Raw genomic sequence first — 17434 nt, 5'->3', positions numbered from 1 at the left:
CTCCATTCACTTTATTACACATCTCTTCTCATGTCTAAAAATGTCCTTACTACGCGTCATTTATTGACGGCACTGATTGTCGTGTTTTTATGGGGGATGAACTTTGTCGTGATTAAGATTGGTTTAAAAGGCATTCCACCATTTTTGATGGGGGCATTGCGTTTTATGCTGGTTGCTTTTCCTGCGATCTTGTTTTTGCCACGACCTAAGGTGTCGTTCAAATTATTAGCGGCATATGCATTGACGATCAGCCTTGGTCAGTTTGCTTTTTTATTCTCGGCGATGGCGGTCGGCATGCCGGCGGGACTGGCTTCGCTAGTACTGCAGGCACAGGCATTTTTTACGGTCGGCCTGTCTGCGATTGTATTTGGCGACAAGCTACGTGCCAGCAATCTGATTGGTATGCTGGTTGCCAGTGCGGGATTGGTCTTGCTTGGCAGTGCGAGTATTCCTAGTATTCCTGGCATTGCAAATTCCACCAGCCAGGTAAGTTTATTAGGTTTTGCGCTGACAATTTGTGCCGCTTTCTCCTGGGCCAGCGGCAATGTGATTAATAAAAAAATTGGTCCGACAGCAGTTTTGAGTCTGGTGTCATGGAGTGCCCTGATTCCGATTATTCCATTTCTCTTGCTATCGCTCGTTTTTGAGGGCGGCGATGTGATTGTGCATAGCCTGAATAATATGAGCTTGCCTTCTGCGCTGACGATTGTGTATCTGGCAGTGGCAGCGACCCTGATTGGCTACACCTTGTGGGGGCGTTTATTGTCCAGTCTGCCTACACATATGGTGGCGCCTCTGACCTTGATGGTGCCGGTGATTGGGCTTACTGCCGCATGGGTTTTACTTGGTGAGGCGCTGCGACCTTTACAAATCATCGGAGCGCTCATCGTGATGTGCGGATTGCTAATTAATGTGTTTGGTGCGCGCTTGCTTGAGCATGCCCGCACTTTGTTTGCCCGTTGATCGTACGATCGTGCGTACACAGATCGTTTATTTTTTACTGTTGCCAGATACTTTATTGATTGATCTGGCGGGTCCGGCAGATGCCTTTTTATTCGCGAACCGTTATCAACAGAAAATTCGTTTTGAGCTGAAATTTATCAGCCCCATGGATCGGATTATCTGCTCTACAGGATTGCAACTAAGTCCTTTATTACCGCTGCCAGTACAGATAGAAACCGATGCGATCGTAGTATTGCCCGGTTTGGTTGGTATGGATTTTCCGTACCAGGAAGCGCATGAACAGGCTTGTATATGCTGGCTGCGTGAGCATGTCAGCGCGACGCACCGTCTAGTATGCATCTGCTCTGGCGCTTTGCTGGCGGCCCATGCCGGACTGTTGGCGGGTCACACGGCGACGACGCACCACGATCATTGTCAGGATCTGGCGCGGATCGACAGTTCTATCCGTGTTGAGGAAAACCGTATTTTTGTTCAGCATGACAATGTCAATACCAGTGCAGGCGTGACCGCCGGAATTGATCTAGCCTTGCAACTGATCAGCGATATTGCAGATCCGCTGACGGCAACAGCCGTTGCCAGAAATATGGTTGTGTACATGCGGCGCGCCGGATCAGATCCGCAATTATCGCCGTGGCTCATGCATCGCAATCATATCCATCCGATCGTACACAAAGTACAGGATGCAATTATCAAACAGCCGGATTTTGCCTGGAGCCTGCCGCTGCTCGCAGAACTGGCCTGCACCAGCACCCGCCACCTGACGCGTTTATTTAAATCCCATGCAGAGATTTCTGTGCAGGATTACATCAGTAGCCTGCGACTCTCTCTGGCGAGTAAATTGTTAGCCCAGACTAATTGGCCGATAGAGCAAGTTGCGCAAGCGGCAGGCTTCGGCTCGGTCAGACAATTTCGCCGGGTCTGGAGAAGCGCGCATGCAGAGCCCCCTGGGCTACATCGCTAGAAAGCTGGATATCACCCAGCAAGCGTCTTAGCAACATGCAGATAACAGGCCAATAGCGTTGGCTCTCTTTTGCTGCTGTCTTGTTGCGTTCGCATCGCTCCAGATCATGAGAAGCAGCAGAATTTGCCAGCATCTTGCGCTATCATGAGAGACATTTTATTGGCACTCTGATCGATACCCTGTCATGACCCAAATTTGCCCCAAATGCAGTTATATCCGCAAAGAGACTGACACCTGCCCGGCATGGCAATGTCCCTCATGTCAGGTCGCGTACGCCAAGGCGGGCGACACCACTCGGCCTCAATTACTGCAACCGGCAGCGCGCACGAATCGCCTCGACAGAGACAATTCTGCCCTCTGGAAATGGCTGCTCATGGCAGCATTACTCGGTGCTGTGTTGTGGCAGCTCAAGCCAGCAGGACGGTTTGGCAGCAAGTCCACCACTCAGCAATCGGCTGACGGCAAGCAAACCATGCAACAACCCGTCGTGATTTTATACGGCACCACCTGGTGCGGCTATTGCGCTGCCGCACGTGAATTCTTTAAAGCTAACGGCATTGCCTATACTGATCTGGATACGGAAAAAACCACCGAAGGCTATCAGGGACATAAAAAACTTGGCGGTGGTGGCGTCCCTTTAATCGTTATCGACGGCGAAGTAATGCATGGATATAGCGAAGCCGGATTGCGTCAGGCTCTGGCACCATGGATAAAAAATTAGGAGATTCGGATGCGCAGGTTCCTGAAATTACTTTGTGTGCTAGGTACCGTTTTGCCTTTGCCCTTATATGCACAGAGCACCATCAACGATGTCAGCTGGCTAAGCGGTTGCTGGCAAGCGGTCGGCGGCGATGCCGGGTCAGAAGAACACTGGCTGACACCGGCTGGTGGCAGCATGCTTGGTATCGCACGCACTGTGCACGGAGGAAAAACCGTCGCGTATGAATATATGCGGATACACGAAGAGAAAAATGCACTGATCTTTACGGCAAAACCATCCGGCAAGGCCGAAGCCAGTTTTTTGCTGTTATCCCTCGATAAGCAAAAAGTCGTGTTTGAAAACCTGCGTCCGGAATTTCCGCAAAGAGTGATTTACCATTTACAGGATAATGGTAATTTACTGGGCCGGATCGAAGGTCGTTTACAAGATTTGGACAAGGGTATTAATTTTCCCATGCATAAAGTGAGTTGTACGGGAAAGTGATGGGGTTGCACAGTTGCGTGGTTGCGTAGTGATGCTGCAATGAGGGATGGCGTTGAGAATATCTCTGTCCGCATGACGCAGCCTGCCCGCTCCCATAATAGCTAAATTTTCTCTCCGCCTTGGTTGTGAGCACGGGCTTGCCAGCGCCCTCACCCTGCCCTCCGCCGCATGCGTGTGTGTGATGCTAAATGATTGTGTATTTCTACGCGCTCACACGAACGAACGAAAGTATTCGTTGTGTGTAGATCGGATATTGCGGATCTACTGATATCTATTTTTTTGAAGTTCTCATAAAAAAACCGGAAGTATTTTTCAATACGTCCGGCTTTTAGATTCTGGCTCACTACTATTCTACAAACCAGTGTGACTCACGATAAACGCTTTCATTTTTTCGACATCCGCCGTCATTACCTCAAATCGTTGCGGCAAGGCTTCGATGTTTTCAAAACCAGCCGGGCGCTCTGCATCTCGTCCCAGGGCTTCTTGTATAGTTTCATTAAACTTTGCTGGCAAGGCGGTTTCTAATACGATCATCGGGACACCTTGCTCTATGCGTTCCAGAGCGACCTTGATACCGTCGGCCGTATGCGTATCAACCGTAATGCCGTAATTTTTTTCAACCTGACGTATCGTCGTCAAACGATCAGCATGAACAGATTTGCCGGACTCAAAACCGAAGCGGGCGATTTTATTAAATTCATCGCCGTCACTGCCTGGCTTACCGGATAAATCAAAACCACCTTCCGTTTCTACCTTGCGAAATAAGGCTGCCACGCGGGCACTATCGCCGTCCAGCAGATCATGGATGAAACGTTCAAAATTTGATGCCTTGGAAATATCCATCGACGGGCTGGTGGTATGCCAGGTCTCGGCTGATTTCCGTACCCGGTACACGCCGGTGCGGAAGAACTCATCAAGCACATCGTTTTCATTCGTCGCTACGACGAGCTTGGCAATAGGCAAGCCCATCATGCGAGCGATATGTCCGGCACAGATGTTACCGAAATTACCCGATGGCACTGTGAACGAGACCTTTTGGTCATTGCTGCTAGTCGCGCTCAAATATCCGCGGAAGTAGTACACCACCTGAGCGACAACACGTGCCCAGTTGATCGAATTAACGGTGCCGATTTTTTGACGGGCTTTGTAGTCAAGATCATTGGAGACGGCCTTGACCATGTCCTGACAATCATCGAACACGCCCTCGACAGCGATATTAATAATATTCGGATCTTGCAGACTGAACATTTGCGCAGTCTGGAAGGCACTCATTTTTTTATGTGGTGACAGCATAAAAACACGGATACCTTGTTTGCCGCGCATCGCATATTCAGCGGCACTACCCGTATCACCGGAGGTTGCGCCAAAAATATTGAGCTCGGCCTGATGCTTAGCCAGGGTGTATTCAAACAAATTACCCAGTAATTGCATCGCCATGTCTTTGAAGGCCAGTGTTGGACCATTCGACAGGGCTTGTAATATCAGTTTGCGGCCATCTTTATCTTCCAGAACGCGCAAAGGCGTGATTTGAGTAGCATCTTCGCCCGCACGGACATTACGGTAGACATCTGCCGTGTAGGTTTTATCAGTGATGGCTTTGAGATCAGCGACAGGAATATCTGTCGCAAATTTTTTGAGCACTTCCAATGCCAGGTCGGCATAGGACAGTGTGCGCCAGACATTGAGTTCTTCACCGCTCACTTGCGGATAAGATGTTGGCAAATATAGGCCGCCATCAGGAGCCAGACCACCTAAAAGTATTTCGGAAAAATTGGGGCGTGCGGCATATCCGCGAGTTGAAGCGTATTGCATAGGATGACTGACGAAATTGGAAGAGTTGGACGAATATTCTCCGTATTATATCGCCCTTACCCTGCTGTAGCCTGCGAAAATTTGGTCAAACCCCGGTTTAGAGCAATTCTGCGCGTTTGGCTGTCCTCTTTAGCAAAGTCAGCTGTACGTAAATATCTGAATGGAATGTAGTGCCTGCAAAACATTATCAGATAGTTATAGCGTCATTTTAGCGTCATTTATATCTTAATTCGCAACTTGATTTCTAACTGATTGATCACTTAATCCACACTCTATCCAGCCAGACGTTCAGGATGGCTATACACAACAAAACCTTGTTCACGGACGAAGCCAATCAGGCAAATGCCCGCACGTTCGGCAATACTGATTGCCAGTGTGGTCGGTGCTGAGATGGTTGCGAGGATCGCGATGCCGGCACGTGCTGCCTTTTGCACCAGCTCATAGCTTGCACGACTCGTCATAACTGCAAACCCCGTCCGGGATGCAAGTGATGTCGCTATCAACGAGGTGGTTGATTGTTCACGAGCCTGACGCCGAGTATCAGCCGTCATTGCACCAATCAATTTATCGAGCGCATTATGGCGACCGACGTCTTCTCTGACGATTTGTATTTCGCCATATAAGTCACTCCATGCAGCCGCATGTAAAGCACCGGTCAACGCGTTGACGGGTTGCTTAGACTGTAACTCTTCAAAAGCTTTTGCCAATGCCAGCTTACCGACTTGTACATCACGACCAATGAATGGCGCGGCCAGATCCAGAGCCGTCAGGCTCTCAAGTCCGCACAGGCCGCAGCCGGTTTTACCGGACAAACTGCGTCGCTTATCTTTTAAACGCACGAAGCAATCGGACGCAATCGTGATCTGTACTTCTATACCCAATGCCGCTGCATTTTGTATGCACTCAATATCGTAAATCTGATCAGGCCGATCCACGATTTGCTCTGCCAGACTGAAACCAATAGCGAAGTCTTCAAGATCCATCGGCGTCGCCATCATGACTGCGTGCGAAATACCGTTAAAGATCAGCGCTACCGGAATTTCTTCCGCAATGGCATCATTGGTACGCTCGCTTGTGGTGGTGGAAAATTTGTGTCGCTCTATGCGCAAGCGACGGCTGGCACGCGCCATTTCATCGGGTTGAGTCATTTTGTCGCGATGCATGCAGCACGCCCTTTTTCAGTCAATACCAGCATCGTTCTGTCGCCGTCTTGTTCGGCATGTACCCATCCCAAACCTAGCTGCTGACCTATGCAATCGTCACCCAGATAGGCAACACAGCGCAACAAGCTGCTATGGCGTGCACGGAGCTTTTTACTCAGACGTGCGATTGATACGGGTTCAGGCTGCGTCGCCAGCTCTGCCAGCAATGCATCGGCCAGATCGGCAACCGGATTAGTGCTCGGCTGTCGATCTAGTCGATCTATTAGTACATCCTCTGTCATTGTTTACCCGAAACTATTGCACTGCCATCGCTGGCACAGTCGCCTCTATGTGGGACGTAATCACAACCGGAATCGATTTAGAGGTCGGCGTACGGGCGTAATCAGCGAAACTCGACAAGGGAACCAGGCCGTTTGTTTCGGGGAAATACGCTGCCAGGCAACCGCGCGGAATATTGTATTCCACCAGCATAAAGCGTTTCACCTGACGTCGCGCATTGTCATCACACAAGCTCTCGATATCGACCCAGTCGCCAGCCTGCATCGCCAGCTCAGCCATATCATCCTTATTGATGAACAAGACTCTGCGCTCACCAAATACGCCGCGATAACGATCATTCATGCCGTAGATCGTGGTGTTGTACTGATCATGCGAACGCATCGTCGCGAGATTGAATACCGGTGAGCTGCGGCTCTCGCGTGCCTGATGAATCGGCAAATCCGTCGGTACCGCATGCGCATAAAAATTCGCTTTATTTGTCGCCGTTTTCCACAAACGCTCTGCTGCAGTATTGCGCAAATGAAACCCACCCGGCACTTTAACGCGGGTATTAAAGTCGGCGAAATCATCGAACACAGCAGCAATCTTGTCGCGAATACGGTCATAGTCAGCAACCAGCCACATCCAGTCGGTTTTGCTACGCCCCTTCAGCGTTGCCGCAGCCAGTCTGGCAACAATCATCGGCTCAGACAAGAGCTCAGGTGAGGCCGGCGCATTAATGCCTGAGGACAAATGCACCATGCTCATGGAATCCTCGACACTGACCGCTTGCGGCCCGTTGGCCTGAATATCAATTTCAGTACGTCCAAGGCACGGCAGAATCAGGGCTTCACGTCCGCAGACCAGATGACTGCGATTGAGCTTGGTCGCCACATGCACGGTCAGCGCGCAATTTTGTAAAGCCTTGTGTGTGAGCTCTGTATCAGGCGTCGCCGTGGCGAAGTTACCACCGAGCGCGAAGAAGACTTTATTAGGCGCATCCAGCATCGCCTGAATTGCGCCAACGGTGTCGTAGCCATGTTCCCGTGGTGGCACAAAATCAAATACCTGTCCAAGCCTGTCCAGAAAAGCCGTATTCGGTTTTTCATAAATGCCCATAGTACGATCACCCTGTACATTGCTGTGACCACGCACAGGGCAAGGTCCGGCACCGGGACGACCGATATTGCCACGCAAGAGCAGCAGGTTCACGATCATCTGGATCGTAGCGACGGAATGCTTATGCTGCGTAATACCCATGCCCCAGCAGGCGATGACTTTGCCGGCTGCCATGTAAATATCGGCAGCACGCTGGATCTGCGCACGTTCCAGGCCAGATTCACGCACGATCACATCCCACGGTTCCGCCAGCACTTCTGCAGCAAACTGATCAAAATTCGCAGTATGTTCAGCGATAAACTCGACGTCGATAATACGCTTAGCACCGGCAGCCTGCGCCGCGATATCGGCTTCAAGCACACATTTAATCATGCCCTTAACGGTTGCCAGATCGCCACCGATTTTCAGTTGGAAATAATCGGATGAAATCGCCGTCGATTGCCCGCTGATCATTTCTGTCATGTCTTGCGGATTCTGGAATTTTTCCAGGCCACGTTCACGCAACGGATTAAACGATACAATCGCCGCGCCGCGCTTCGATGCGCCGCGCAACTCACCCAGCATACGCGGGTGATTGGTACCAGGATTTTGTCCAAAAATCAGAATTGCATCGGCAATCTGGAAATCCGATAAAAGCACGGTTCCTTTGCCGACACCGATTGCTTCACGCATCGCGAAACCCGACGGTTCGTGACACATATTCGAGCAATCGGGAAAATTATTCGTACCGAATTCACGCACGAATAATTGGTATAAAAAAGCCGCTTCATTACTAGTGCGACCCGAGGTATAAAAAATTGCATCGTCCGGCGATGGCAAGGCATTTAAATGCGTCGCGATCAGATTGAACGCACTCTCCCAGGAAATCGCCTGGTAACGGTCGCTGCTGCGATCATATTGCATAGGCTGGGTCATTCGCCCCAGACCTTCTAGCCAGTAATCGCTATGGGTAGTGAGTTCTTTAACGGTATGCGCGGCGATGATATCCGGTGTTGCGCGACGCGCGGTCGATTCGGCAGCGACTGCTTTGGCGCCGTTTTCGCAAAATTCAAAAGTCGAGGTGTGATCCGCATCAGGCCAGGCGCAGCCAGGACAATCGAAACCATCGGGCTGATTCGCAGACAGCAAGGTCTTTGCGCCTTTGCCAGGAATACCCTGCTCGATAATTTGTTGCGCAACGCTTTTCAGCGCACCCCAGCCGCCCGCCGGGCGGTTATAGACCTGAACCACTTTTTTATTCATAACAACCTCAAGCATCAACACTGCAAACCAGTCAGTTTCTTACATACTTTATGTATTGATCAATTGAACGAAGCGAACGAACCGAACATCTACACGAAGAGACCAAGTGAAGAAACAAACAGGGGGAAAGAAAGATTCATCGACTATTAACTACTTATTACTAATCACGGCCACTTTAATTACTGCTACTTATTACTGTTCAGCACTGCTTAGTACTAAGCAACACTGATTAATATTGATTAACACTGGTTAAGTCTACCTCAGAAAAAAAGATCGCACAGAGGCGATCTTTTTTTCTGCTTAGTCTGTTCTTATTTGAACAAGACGATCGCTTTTTGCAAGGTAATCCAGATACCAATTGAAAGTGGAATGCCTACCGCCGCCCAGGCAAATACCACCGTAACCGGGCTGCTAGCCGTAGCAGCAACGACTACACCGCTACTATCAGTGGTTGCTGCAACGCTGCGATCATGTGCCAGCTTGCGCTCAGCGGCTAACTCTTCATCGGTCATAAAGACGCTGTCCTTCACTGGCCGCACCAGCAAATTACAGATAAATCCGAGGACTAACATACCTGCCAGAATATACATCGTAACGTCATAGGCCTGAGCCTTTGGTACGCCATGTGCCAGCTGGTATTCACGGATATACGTCACCAGTATCGGACCGAGCACACCCGCAGTTGACCAGGCAGTCAGCAGACGACCATGGATCGCGCCCACCATTTGTGAGCCGAACATATCAGCGAGATACGCAGGCACGGTCGCAAAACCACCACCATACATCGACAAAATAATGCAGAAAAACAGGACGAACAATGCCAGACTGCCCGCATGTGCCACGGTAGGAATGGAGACGTATAAAATAAATCCCAACATCAGGAAAACAAAATAAGTTCCTTTGCGACCGATGTAATCAGAGATCGATGCCCAGAAGAAACGGCCACCGATATTAAACAAGGACAACAAACCGGTAAACGCCGCGGCAATAGTTGCGATCTGTTTCTTTTGATCGCCGCTCAAGTCATTGAAACCAATATCGAGACCGATCAATTTACCGCCAAAGACTTCTTGCAGCAAAGGTGACGCCATTCCCAAAATACCGATACCGGCTGACACGTTGAGGCACAACACGCCCCAGATTAGCCAGAATTGCTTAGTCTTCCAGGCTTTGGACAAATGCACATGCTTGCTTGTGATCATGGCGTTATTCGCCGCAACAGGTGGTGTCCAACCCGCTGGTTTCCAGCCGGAAGCCGGTACGCGATAGCCGAAGGCACCTGCCATCATGAAGACGAAGTAGATTGCCGCCATCACTAGGAAAGTTTCCCATACGCCGACTGAGGTCGGTGTAGCGAAATGACGCATCAGCCAATCTGCCATAGGCGAGCCGATCATCGCGCCGCCGCCGAAACCCATGATCGCCATGCCTGTCGCCATGCCGCGACGATCGGGGAACCATTTAATCAAGGTGGACACGGGCGAGATATAACCCAGACCCAGACCGATACCGCCGATTACACCGCCGCCGAGCCATAACAACCAAGCTTGATGCGAGTACACACCGAGCGCAGAGATCACCAGACCGCTGCACCAGCAGATCGCCGAGACGACACCAGCTTTGCGCGGACCTGCATGTTCCAGCCAGCCACCGAATAAAGCTGCAGATGAACCGAGGAAGATGAAGAACAAGGTGTACATCAAGCTCAACGTGGAGATTTTCCAGTCGCAGTTGCTAGCAAACAATTCGGCGATTAAGCCCATGTCAGCAGCACAAGCCAGCGGCTTATCAATACCGATCGCTTTAGATAACGGCAACCAGAACACCGAAAAGCCGTACGCCATACCGATACACAAATGGATTGCCAGTGCGGCAGGTGGCACTAGCCAGCGGTTGAAACCTTCACCAGCAATGGTGCGTTCCTTTGCCAGTAAGGAATATTGAGATTGAGACATATAACTCCATCCTTAGCTTGATCAAGCTTGAATAATTAAGGGGAAATAGACAAACAAATAGCGTGAGCATTTAATCAAATGCTGCTGAATTGTCTTATGAAAAATTCTTTTTGACAATTCATTAAATTGTAGCAAGATTGTTTTGCAACATTTCCTTACTACACACAAGGTTAATCATGATTCTTTGCAGGTGCATGATAACGCTACGCAGATCAGTCTGGCAATCACGCCCACAAGGCAAACAAGATATACAGGGAGGGAGTACTTTTATAAGACGCCCATAAAAAGGACGATCAAAGGGTATTTTATTAAAAAATAAGGGGAGTATATTATTATCGGTACAAAATCGGTGCAGACAGACTTTACATCAGAAACATTACATAAGAATAATATTCGCAATCCAAGATTAAGCCTGAGGCGATTAATGACCACTGGATGCCATTTTTTATCCGGCACCAGAATCTACAATAGCAGTTCATCAATCAGCCCGCATTAGCGATGAATAACCACCATCAGAGCTTTTGCCTCGGTCTTGCCTATATTGCGTATCGCGTGACTTTTATCTGCCTCATAACGCGCCGTGCCGCCGACTTTGAGTTTTTTCTTCACACCATCGACTTCGACCTCGACGCTACCATTCAACAGGGTTAAATGCTCGGTAGCACCCGGATCATGCGAGTTTGACACTAGCGCGCCACCCGGCGCCAGACTGAGCTCATACCACTCATATTTACCCGCCAGCTCCATAGGGCCGAGGATTTTTAGTACATAACCAGCATGCTCTCCCGGCAGAGTCGGCGTCTCATGCGGCTCCAGCATGCGGATCACATCAACTTTCGGTGTCTCTGCCGATAGCAACTCGGCAATACCAACACCCAAGGCATTGGCCAGACGCCATGCGACGGCGATGGTCGGATTGGCCTTTTCCCTCTCGATTTGTGACAGCATGGATTTTGAGACTCCCGCGGTACGGGATAAATCTTCCAGCGTCAGATTACGATCCAGACGCATTCTTTGCAGAGTTGCACCAACTTCGGGCGGGGTATTAGCCAAGTTTTTTTTCATATTTCCACTTGCATAGTTTTATAAGCACAGATAATATCCACTATATCGAACTTTAGTTCTACATATCGAATATTTCAACAGATTAAAAACATCTTACCAGAGTGCAACGCTACTGGGATGTTTTATTCAGTCATACCGGAGGCGACCATGAGCACAACAAGCACAGCAACAACACCGACCGCAGATACTACCCAGTCAAAACAAAATTTTTTTAACGGTCTGAGCCAGAATCTGGACACGCTGCGCCAGCAAGGACTGTACAAACCTGAGCGTGTGATTGCCTCCCGCCAAGGTGCAGAAGTGACCTGTGACGATGGTCGCCAACTGATTAATCTATGCGCCAACAACTATCTTGGCTTATCGGGCGATGAGGCGATGGTACAAGCCTCGATCAAGGCGACAGAGCAATATGGTTATGGTCTGTCCTCGGTACGCTTTATCTGCGGCACGCAAACAGTACATAAACAGCTGGAAAGCGCAATCTCCAGCTTCTTGGGAACAGAAGATACTATTTTGTATGCAGCTGCATTTGATGCAAACGGTGGCGTATTTGAACCTTTGTTCGATGAAAATGATGCGATTATTTCCGATGCACTGAACCACGCCTCGATCATTGATGGTATCCGTTTGTGTAAAGCAGCACGTTTCCGCTATGTACATAACGATATGGCGGATCTGGAAGTCCAATTACAGGCAGCTGCTGGCAAGCGCCATCGTGTGATCGTGACCGATGGGGTATTTTCAATGGATGGCACGATTGCCCAGCTTGATAAAATTTGCGATCTGGCAGACAAATACGATGCGCTGGTAATGATTGATGAATGTCATGCATCGGGCTTCATGGGCGCAACTGGTCGCGGCACCCATGAACACCACAATGTCTTAGGCCGTATCGACATCATCACAGGCACACTGGGTAAAGCACTGGGCGGCGCAATGGGTGGCTTCACTTCGGCGCGCAAAGAAGTAATCGATACCCTGCGTCAAAAATCCCGCCCCTACTTATTTTCCAACACACTGGCACCCTCGATCGCCGGCGCATCACTCGCCGTGTTGGAGCGCTTGTCCTCGTCAACCGAATTGCGTGACCGCTTGCATGCCAATACAGCACATTTTCGTAAAGAAATCGCTGCACTCGGATTTACGATCAAGCCTGGCACACATCCGGTGGTGCCTGTGATGCTGTTCGATGCCCCTATCGCCCAACAATTTGCGGCCCGGTTATATGAGCTAGGTATTTTGGTAACCGGCTTCTTTTATCCGGTGGTACCAATGGGGCAAGCCCGCGTGCGCGTGCAATTGTCTGCGGCACACACCACCGAACAACTGAACACCGCTCTCGCCGCCTTCGCCCAAGCAGGTCGCGAACTGGGCTTGATCAAGTAAATCCAATTCAATCATACGTACTCAGGAAATCACATGGAAAAAATATTAGTCATTGGTGCCAACGGCCAGATCGGCAGCGAACTGGTTGACGCCTTAGCAGCACAGCATGGCGCAGACAATGTCGTTGCCGCCGATATCAGCCCAAACAGCTTGTACGGCGCCAAGATCTATCAGGTTATCGACGTGCTGAATCCAGTCCGCCTTGCCGAGGTCGTCGAGCAATATCAGATAAGCCAGGTCTATCAACTGGCTGCATTGTTATCTGCGACTGGAGAACAGGCACCTCTAAAAGCATGGACCCTGAACATGGATGGTTTGCTAAACATTCTTGAACTGGCCCGTATCCGTGGCGAAGCGGGCAAGCCTCTGAAAGTCTTCTGGCCATCGTCGATTGCCGCATTCGGCCCGAACACACCAGCCGTCAATACACCGCAATATACGGTCATGGATCCAAGCACGATTTACGGCATCAGCAAACTGGCGGGTGAACGTCTATGCGAGTACTATTTCCAGAAGTATGGTGTTGATGTCCGCAGCATTCGCTACCCTGGCATCATTAGCTACAAATCGCCTCCTGGCGGCGGCACGACTGATTATGCGATTGCGATCTTCCATTCTGCCCTGCGTGGTGAGCGCTATGAGTGCTTCCTCGAAGCAGAGACAACGCTGCCGATGATCTACATGCCCGATGCGATCCGTGCCACGATTTCCCTGATGGATGCCCCCGCAGGCAAACTTTCTATACGTTCTTCCTACAATGTTGCTGGTTTAAGCTTTAATCCACGGGAATTAGCCCTCGCAATCAAACAAAATTTGCCAGGCTTTGACATACACTACGCCCCGGACAGCCGCCAAGCGATTGCTGCAACCTGGCCACAGAGCCTGGATGACAGCACCGCCAGCAAAGACTGGGGATGGCAAGCGCAAATCGGTCTGCAACAATTGGTAAGCGACATGTTAAAGAACGTCAAAGTAAGTAACGGAGCGCTTGCTGCATAAAACAAAAAAATCCGGATCAATGCGACATTCTGGCACCGCAATGATAGTGATCATTGCGGTGCAGAATCGGACCTGATCGGGGCACACGAGACAAAGGACGATGTATGGACATGCGGGTATTTGATTTATTTAAAATAGGTGTAGGTCCATCCAGCTCCCATACCGTCGGCCCTATGCTGGCGGCGCGACGTTTTTTACTCGAATGTCCTGAATTATTTAAAGTTAGCAAAGTCCAGGTTGCGTTATACGGCTCTCTGGCCTTGACTGGTCATGGTCATGCAACGGATAAAGCCGTGTTGCTGGGGCTCATGGGCGAGACGCCGCAAGATGTAATTCCCGACACAGTAGAAGACAAACTCACGGCCCTGGCTGACGGCGGCAGCATGAATCTGCTGGGAGAATATCCAGTCAAATTCGACATGATGGACGATCTGCTATGGCACAAGCAGGAGGTCTTGCCAGGTCACCCGAACGGTATGCGTTTTATGCTGACGCGCAATGACGGCACGGTATGCGAGCAAGTGTTTTACTCTACTGGCGGCGGTTTCATTTCGACTGAAGCAGAGTTACAGCAATCTGCCCAAGGCACTGCCAACAGCGCTGCAAGCTCCTCACTGCCCTTTCATTTTGGGACGATGGCCGAATTGCTGGCACACGGTCAGCGCAGCGGACTTTCTATCGCTGCGATGCTACGGGCCAATGAAATCACGCGTTGCAGCGATGCTGAACTGGATGCCGGTGTCGATAAGATCTGGTCCGTCATGAAGGGCTGTATTTCGCGGGGCCTGCAAATTTCCGGTGAGTTACCCGGTGGTCTGCATGTCAAACGACGGGCGGCAAAATTATGGCGCAGTGCAAATGAAAGCGCGGATGTATTGCCGCATGACGGCATGCACAAGGTGAGCCTCTATGCGATGGCCGTTAATGAAGAAAACGCCGCTGGCGGTCGCGTAGTCACTGCGCCGACCAATGGGGCTGCGGGCATCATTCCTGCGGTTTTACGCTACTACGCAGAAGACTGCAAACCAAGTAATCCCGAGCAAGGCATACGGCAATTTTTGTTAGTCGCCTCGGCGATCGGCATGCTATGCAAGAAAAATGCGTCTATCTCCGGCGCAGAGATCGGCTGCCAGGGGGAAGTCGGTGTCGCTTGCGCCATGGCAGCGGCAGGATTGACTGCTGCACTCGGCGGCACCAACGAACAAATCGAATCCGCCGCCGAAATTGGTATCGAACATCACCTTGGAATGACCTGCGACCCTATCGGCGGGCTGGTACAAATTCCCTGCATAGAACGTAATGGCATGGGCGCCGTCAAAGCGATTACCGCAGCTTCTCTTGCGCTGAGGAGCGACGGCACGCATCACGTCAGTCTGGACCAGGTGATAGAAACCATGCGTCAGACCGGTGCGGATATGCAGACCAAGTATAAAGAAACCTCTTTGGGCGGTCTGGCCGTGCATGTAGTGACCGTCAATCACGCCGCTTGTTAGGCAGACTACAACACACTATGTGCGCCATTGTCTGCTCATGTCCGCCCATCCAATCGAGTCTTACAGCAGATAAGTTACCCATATGTATTATCCGCTGCGATTGAATGCATTAATCTGACTCTATTTGTAATTCTCAAAAAACAAACTACTATTTTGATACAGACTTTGTGCTGACGCAAAGTCTCGCTCGCTGAAGCATCTAGGCTATAGATATCGTCCGCTCACTTGATACTGGATAGTTAATACAAGGGAAGGCATATCATGTACAACAAGATTCTTTTACCCGTTGATGGCTCAGCGCTCTCACTAAGTAGCGCCAATGCAGGTCTAAAGCTCGCTCAACAATTGAAAGCAAGCATCGTTATTGCATTTATTGCGCCAACCTTTCAATACCCGGTGTACGGCGAATTCATTCCGCCAGCCACCCAGACCGAAGAGGAATATCAAGCAGCAATGCGAGCGCTCGGTGATAACTATTTCCAGCCGATCAAAGAATCTGCAAACATGATGAATATTGCCACCCAGAGCGAGACGAAATTCAGTGATTCAACCGCCAAAGAAATCGTTCATATTGCCGGACAATACGGCTGTGACCTGATTTTTATGGGTTCACATGGCCGCAGTGGCCTTGGCAATTTTTTGCTTGGTAGTGTTACGACTAAAGTTCTATCTATTTGTCAGATTCCGGTATTGGTGCACCGTATCAAACATAGCTAAAAATGACGGTTCGACATACTCAGATCACAATGCTGAAAAATTGAGAACAAGCTGACGCAGCAGGCTAGCGAACTTCTAGAAGTCCCCGGATGTAAAGTACAATACGCTTTACCTCATAGCAATCTTTAATGACTGCGGTGAGGTAAAGCGTATTTTATTTTGCCCTTCTTACCCTACTCTATCGATGATTCGCATACTGATTGCAGACGACCACACCATCATGCGCGAAGGCTTAAAGCGCATTCTGGACGGCATTGACGACATACAGGTTGTGGCCGAAGCAGTAGATGGATTCGATACACTGGAAAAAGCACGGCGAGGTAATTTTGATGTGTTGCTGATGGACTTATCCATGCCAGGACGCAGCGGTGTTGATCTGATTCGCCAGATCAAGGATGAGATGCCTAAATTGCCGATCCTGATCCTGACCATGCATGAAGAAGAACAATATGCGGTGCGGGCAATCCGCGCTGGCGCACGAGGTTATCTGACCAAAGAGAGTGCTGGCACACAGCTGGTAACCGCTTTACGTAAAGTCGCTTCAGGACGTCCATATATCAGCATGGAAGTTGCCGAACAACTCGCGATGTCCGCCATGCCCGCCGACAACGGCTTGCCGCACACGCAGTTATCTGATCGTGAATTTGAAGTATTTAACCACTTGGTAAAGGGACGTTCTATTACTGAAATTGGCGACCTGCTACACCTCAGCGTAAAAACGGTCAGCACGCATAAGACACGTATTCTGCAAAAAATGGGCATGACCAATATGTCTGATCTGGTGCAATACGCAATTGCTCATCATCTGCTTCAATCTGTCTGAACCACACTGCCAGAACAGCACTACCCACACCCTTCTTTGATGCACGCGAGTACTACAAGATCGCGCGCCTATCTCGCTTAAAGCTTGGAAAGCGAACCGAGTCATCACTCTTCTGCTAGGAATATTCCTACAAGGGACTCAGTAATTTCCGCCAGTCAAATCAGCATTCCCTGATGTAAATCAATTCACTTACTGATCATAATGAATTCATACGAATACATGCAAGTGTCCGTAAATTTATCTCAAGAATTATTGAGAAGCGCATTAAAAATTT

At 49.9% G+C, this 17434-nt stretch carries 15 protein-coding genes; 9 read left to right on the top strand and 6 right to left on the bottom strand.

What is annotated here, in order from left to right:
- Positions 1 to 30: 30 nt before the first annotated feature.
- The 4 genes from ACO0K3_RS01360 (at position 31) to ACO0K3_RS01345 (ending at position 3128) form a co-directional block, all read left to right on the top strand.
- Positions 31 to 963 (top strand): EamA family transporter, encoded by a 933-nt coding sequence (locus ACO0K3_RS01360; RefSeq protein ID WP_422981192.1) that lies wholly within the window; start codon positions 31 to 33, stop codon positions 961 to 963.
- Complete coding sequence (locus ACO0K3_RS01355; protein WP_422981190.1) at positions 938 to 1924, top strand: GlxA family transcriptional regulator; 987 nt, start codon at positions 938 to 940, stop codon at positions 1922 to 1924. The genes ACO0K3_RS01360 and ACO0K3_RS01355 overlap by 26 nt, the downstream gene beginning before the upstream one ends.
- Before the next feature lie 184 nt (positions 1925 to 2108).
- Positions 2109 to 2645, top strand: coding sequence for a glutaredoxin family protein (locus ACO0K3_RS01350; protein ID WP_422981188.1), 537 nt, complete (start codon positions 2109 to 2111; stop codon positions 2643 to 2645).
- Positions 2646 to 2654: 9 nt separating this feature from the next.
- Positions 2655 to 3128 (top strand): DUF6265 family protein, encoded by a 474-nt coding sequence (locus tag ACO0K3_RS01345; protein WP_422981186.1) that lies wholly within the window; start codon positions 2655 to 2657, stop codon positions 3126 to 3128.
- A 351-nt stretch (positions 3129 to 3479) separates the two neighbouring features.
- Here ACO0K3_RS01345 and thrC read toward each other — a convergent pair whose 3' ends face one another.
- From thrC to ACO0K3_RS01315, 6 genes are all read right to left on the bottom strand, one after another.
- Positions 3480 to 4940 (bottom strand): threonine synthase, encoded by a 1461-nt coding sequence (gene thrC, locus ACO0K3_RS01340; RefSeq protein WP_422981184.1) that lies wholly within the window; start codon positions 4938 to 4940, stop codon positions 3480 to 3482.
- A 272-nt stretch (positions 4941 to 5212) separates the two neighbouring features.
- Positions 5213 to 6103: a formate dehydrogenase accessory sulfurtransferase FdhD gene (gene fdhD, locus ACO0K3_RS01335; RefSeq protein WP_422981182.1), complete on the bottom strand. Its 891-nt coding sequence runs from the start codon at positions 6101 to 6103 to the stop codon at positions 5213 to 5215.
- The gene (locus ACO0K3_RS01330; protein WP_422981180.1) at positions 6085 to 6384 is read right to left on the bottom strand and encodes a hypothetical protein; all 300 of its coding nucleotides are present in this window, start codon (positions 6382 to 6384) and stop codon (positions 6085 to 6087) included. Before ACO0K3_RS01330 ends, fdhD begins: the two co-directional genes overlap by 19 nt.
- 13 nt (positions 6385 to 6397) lie before the next feature.
- Complete coding sequence (locus ACO0K3_RS01325; protein WP_422981178.1) at positions 6398 to 8722, bottom strand: FdhF/YdeP family oxidoreductase; 2325 nt, start codon at positions 8720 to 8722, stop codon at positions 6398 to 6400.
- Positions 8723 to 9033: 311 nt separating this feature from the next.
- Positions 9034 to 10677 (bottom strand): OFA family MFS transporter, encoded by a 1644-nt coding sequence (locus ACO0K3_RS01320; protein ID WP_422956533.1) that lies wholly within the window; start codon positions 10675 to 10677, stop codon positions 9034 to 9036.
- 492 nt (positions 10678 to 11169) lie between these two features.
- Positions 11170 to 11742: a helix-turn-helix domain-containing protein gene (locus tag ACO0K3_RS01315; protein WP_422981176.1), complete on the bottom strand. Its 573-nt coding sequence runs from the start codon at positions 11740 to 11742 to the stop codon at positions 11170 to 11172.
- Positions 11743 to 11889: 147 nt separating this feature from the next.
- Here ACO0K3_RS01315 and kbl point away from each other — a divergent pair, with 147 nt between their 5' ends.
- The 5 genes from kbl to ACO0K3_RS01290 all read left to right on the top strand — a co-directional run bounded on the left by kbl (position 11890) and on the right by ACO0K3_RS01290 (position 17160).
- The gene (kbl, locus tag ACO0K3_RS01310) at positions 11890 to 13128 is read left to right on the top strand and encodes a glycine C-acetyltransferase (RefSeq protein ID WP_422981173.1); all 1239 of its coding nucleotides are present in this window, start codon (positions 11890 to 11892) and stop codon (positions 13126 to 13128) included.
- A gap of 33 nt (positions 13129 to 13161) precedes the next feature.
- Positions 13162 to 14127, top strand: coding sequence for an NAD-dependent epimerase/dehydratase family protein (locus ACO0K3_RS01305; RefSeq protein WP_422981171.1), 966 nt, complete (start codon positions 13162 to 13164; stop codon positions 14125 to 14127).
- Between the two features lie 104 nt (positions 14128 to 14231).
- Entirely contained in the window at positions 14232 to 15620 is a 1389-nt protein-coding gene (locus ACO0K3_RS01300) for an L-serine ammonia-lyase (protein WP_422981169.1), read from the top strand.
- Positions 15621 to 15881: 261 nt separating this feature from the next.
- Positions 15882 to 16337, top strand: a complete 456-nt coding sequence (locus ACO0K3_RS01295) for a universal stress protein (protein ID WP_422981167.1) — start codon at positions 15882 to 15884, stop codon at positions 16335 to 16337.
- 184 nt (positions 16338 to 16521) lie between these two features.
- Entirely contained in the window at positions 16522 to 17160 is a 639-nt protein-coding gene (locus ACO0K3_RS01290; protein WP_422981165.1) for a response regulator, read from the top strand.
- The last annotated feature ends 274 nt before the right edge of the window (positions 17161 to 17434 follow it).

Source organism: Undibacterium sp. Rencai35W, assembly GCF_049340185.1.
Taxonomy (GTDB): Bacteria; Pseudomonadota; Gammaproteobacteria; order Burkholderiales; family Burkholderiaceae_D; genus Undibacterium.
The sequence above is the reverse complement of the archived record's forward strand: the minus strand, read 5'-3'. Positions and strand labels throughout refer to the sequence as shown.

What these genes read in the sequence shown, in the direction of transcription:
- ACO0K3_RS01360 (WP_422981192.1), top strand. Translation starts at nt 31, where the DNA reads ATGTCTAAAAATGTCCTTACTACGCGTCATTTATTGACGGCACTGATT.
- ACO0K3_RS01355 (WP_422981190.1), top strand. Translation starts at nt 938, where the DNA reads ATGCCCGCACTTTGTTTGCCCGTTGATCGTACGATCGTGCGTACACAG.
- ACO0K3_RS01350 (WP_422981188.1), top strand. Translation starts at nt 2,109, where the DNA reads ATGACCCAAATTTGCCCCAAATGCAGTTATATCCGCAAAGAGACTGAC.
- ACO0K3_RS01345 (WP_422981186.1), top strand. Translation starts at nt 2,655, where the DNA reads ATGCGCAGGTTCCTGAAATTACTTTGTGTGCTAGGTACCGTTTTGCCT.
- thrC (WP_422981184.1), bottom strand. Translation starts at nt 4,940, where the DNA reads ATGCAATACGCTTCAACTCGCGGATATGCCGCACGCCCCAATTTTTCC.
- fdhD (WP_422981182.1), bottom strand. Translation starts at nt 6,103, where the DNA reads ATGCATCGCGACAAAATGACTCAACCCGATGAAATGGCGCGTGCCAGC.
- ACO0K3_RS01330 (WP_422981180.1), bottom strand. Translation starts at nt 6,384, where the DNA reads ATGACAGAGGATGTACTAATAGATCGACTAGATCGACAGCCGAGCACT.
- ACO0K3_RS01325 (WP_422981178.1), bottom strand. Translation starts at nt 8,722, where the DNA reads ATGAATAAAAAAGTGGTTCAGGTCTATAACCGCCCGGCGGGCGGCTGG.
- ACO0K3_RS01320 (WP_422956533.1), bottom strand. Translation starts at nt 10,677, where the DNA reads ATGTCTCAATCTCAATATTCCTTACTGGCAAAGGAACGCACCATTGCT.
- ACO0K3_RS01315 (WP_422981176.1), bottom strand. Translation starts at nt 11,742, where the DNA reads ATGAAAAAAAACTTGGCTAATACCCCGCCCGAAGTTGGTGCAACTCTG.
- kbl (WP_422981173.1), top strand. Translation starts at nt 11,890, where the DNA reads ATGAGCACAACAAGCACAGCAACAACACCGACCGCAGATACTACCCAG.
- ACO0K3_RS01305 (WP_422981171.1), top strand. Translation starts at nt 13,162, where the DNA reads ATGGAAAAAATATTAGTCATTGGTGCCAACGGCCAGATCGGCAGCGAA.
- ACO0K3_RS01300 (WP_422981169.1), top strand. Translation starts at nt 14,232, where the DNA reads ATGGACATGCGGGTATTTGATTTATTTAAAATAGGTGTAGGTCCATCC.
- ACO0K3_RS01295 (WP_422981167.1), top strand. Translation starts at nt 15,882, where the DNA reads ATGTACAACAAGATTCTTTTACCCGTTGATGGCTCAGCGCTCTCACTA.
- ACO0K3_RS01290 (WP_422981165.1), top strand. Translation starts at nt 16,522, where the DNA reads ATGATTCGCATACTGATTGCAGACGACCACACCATCATGCGCGAAGGC.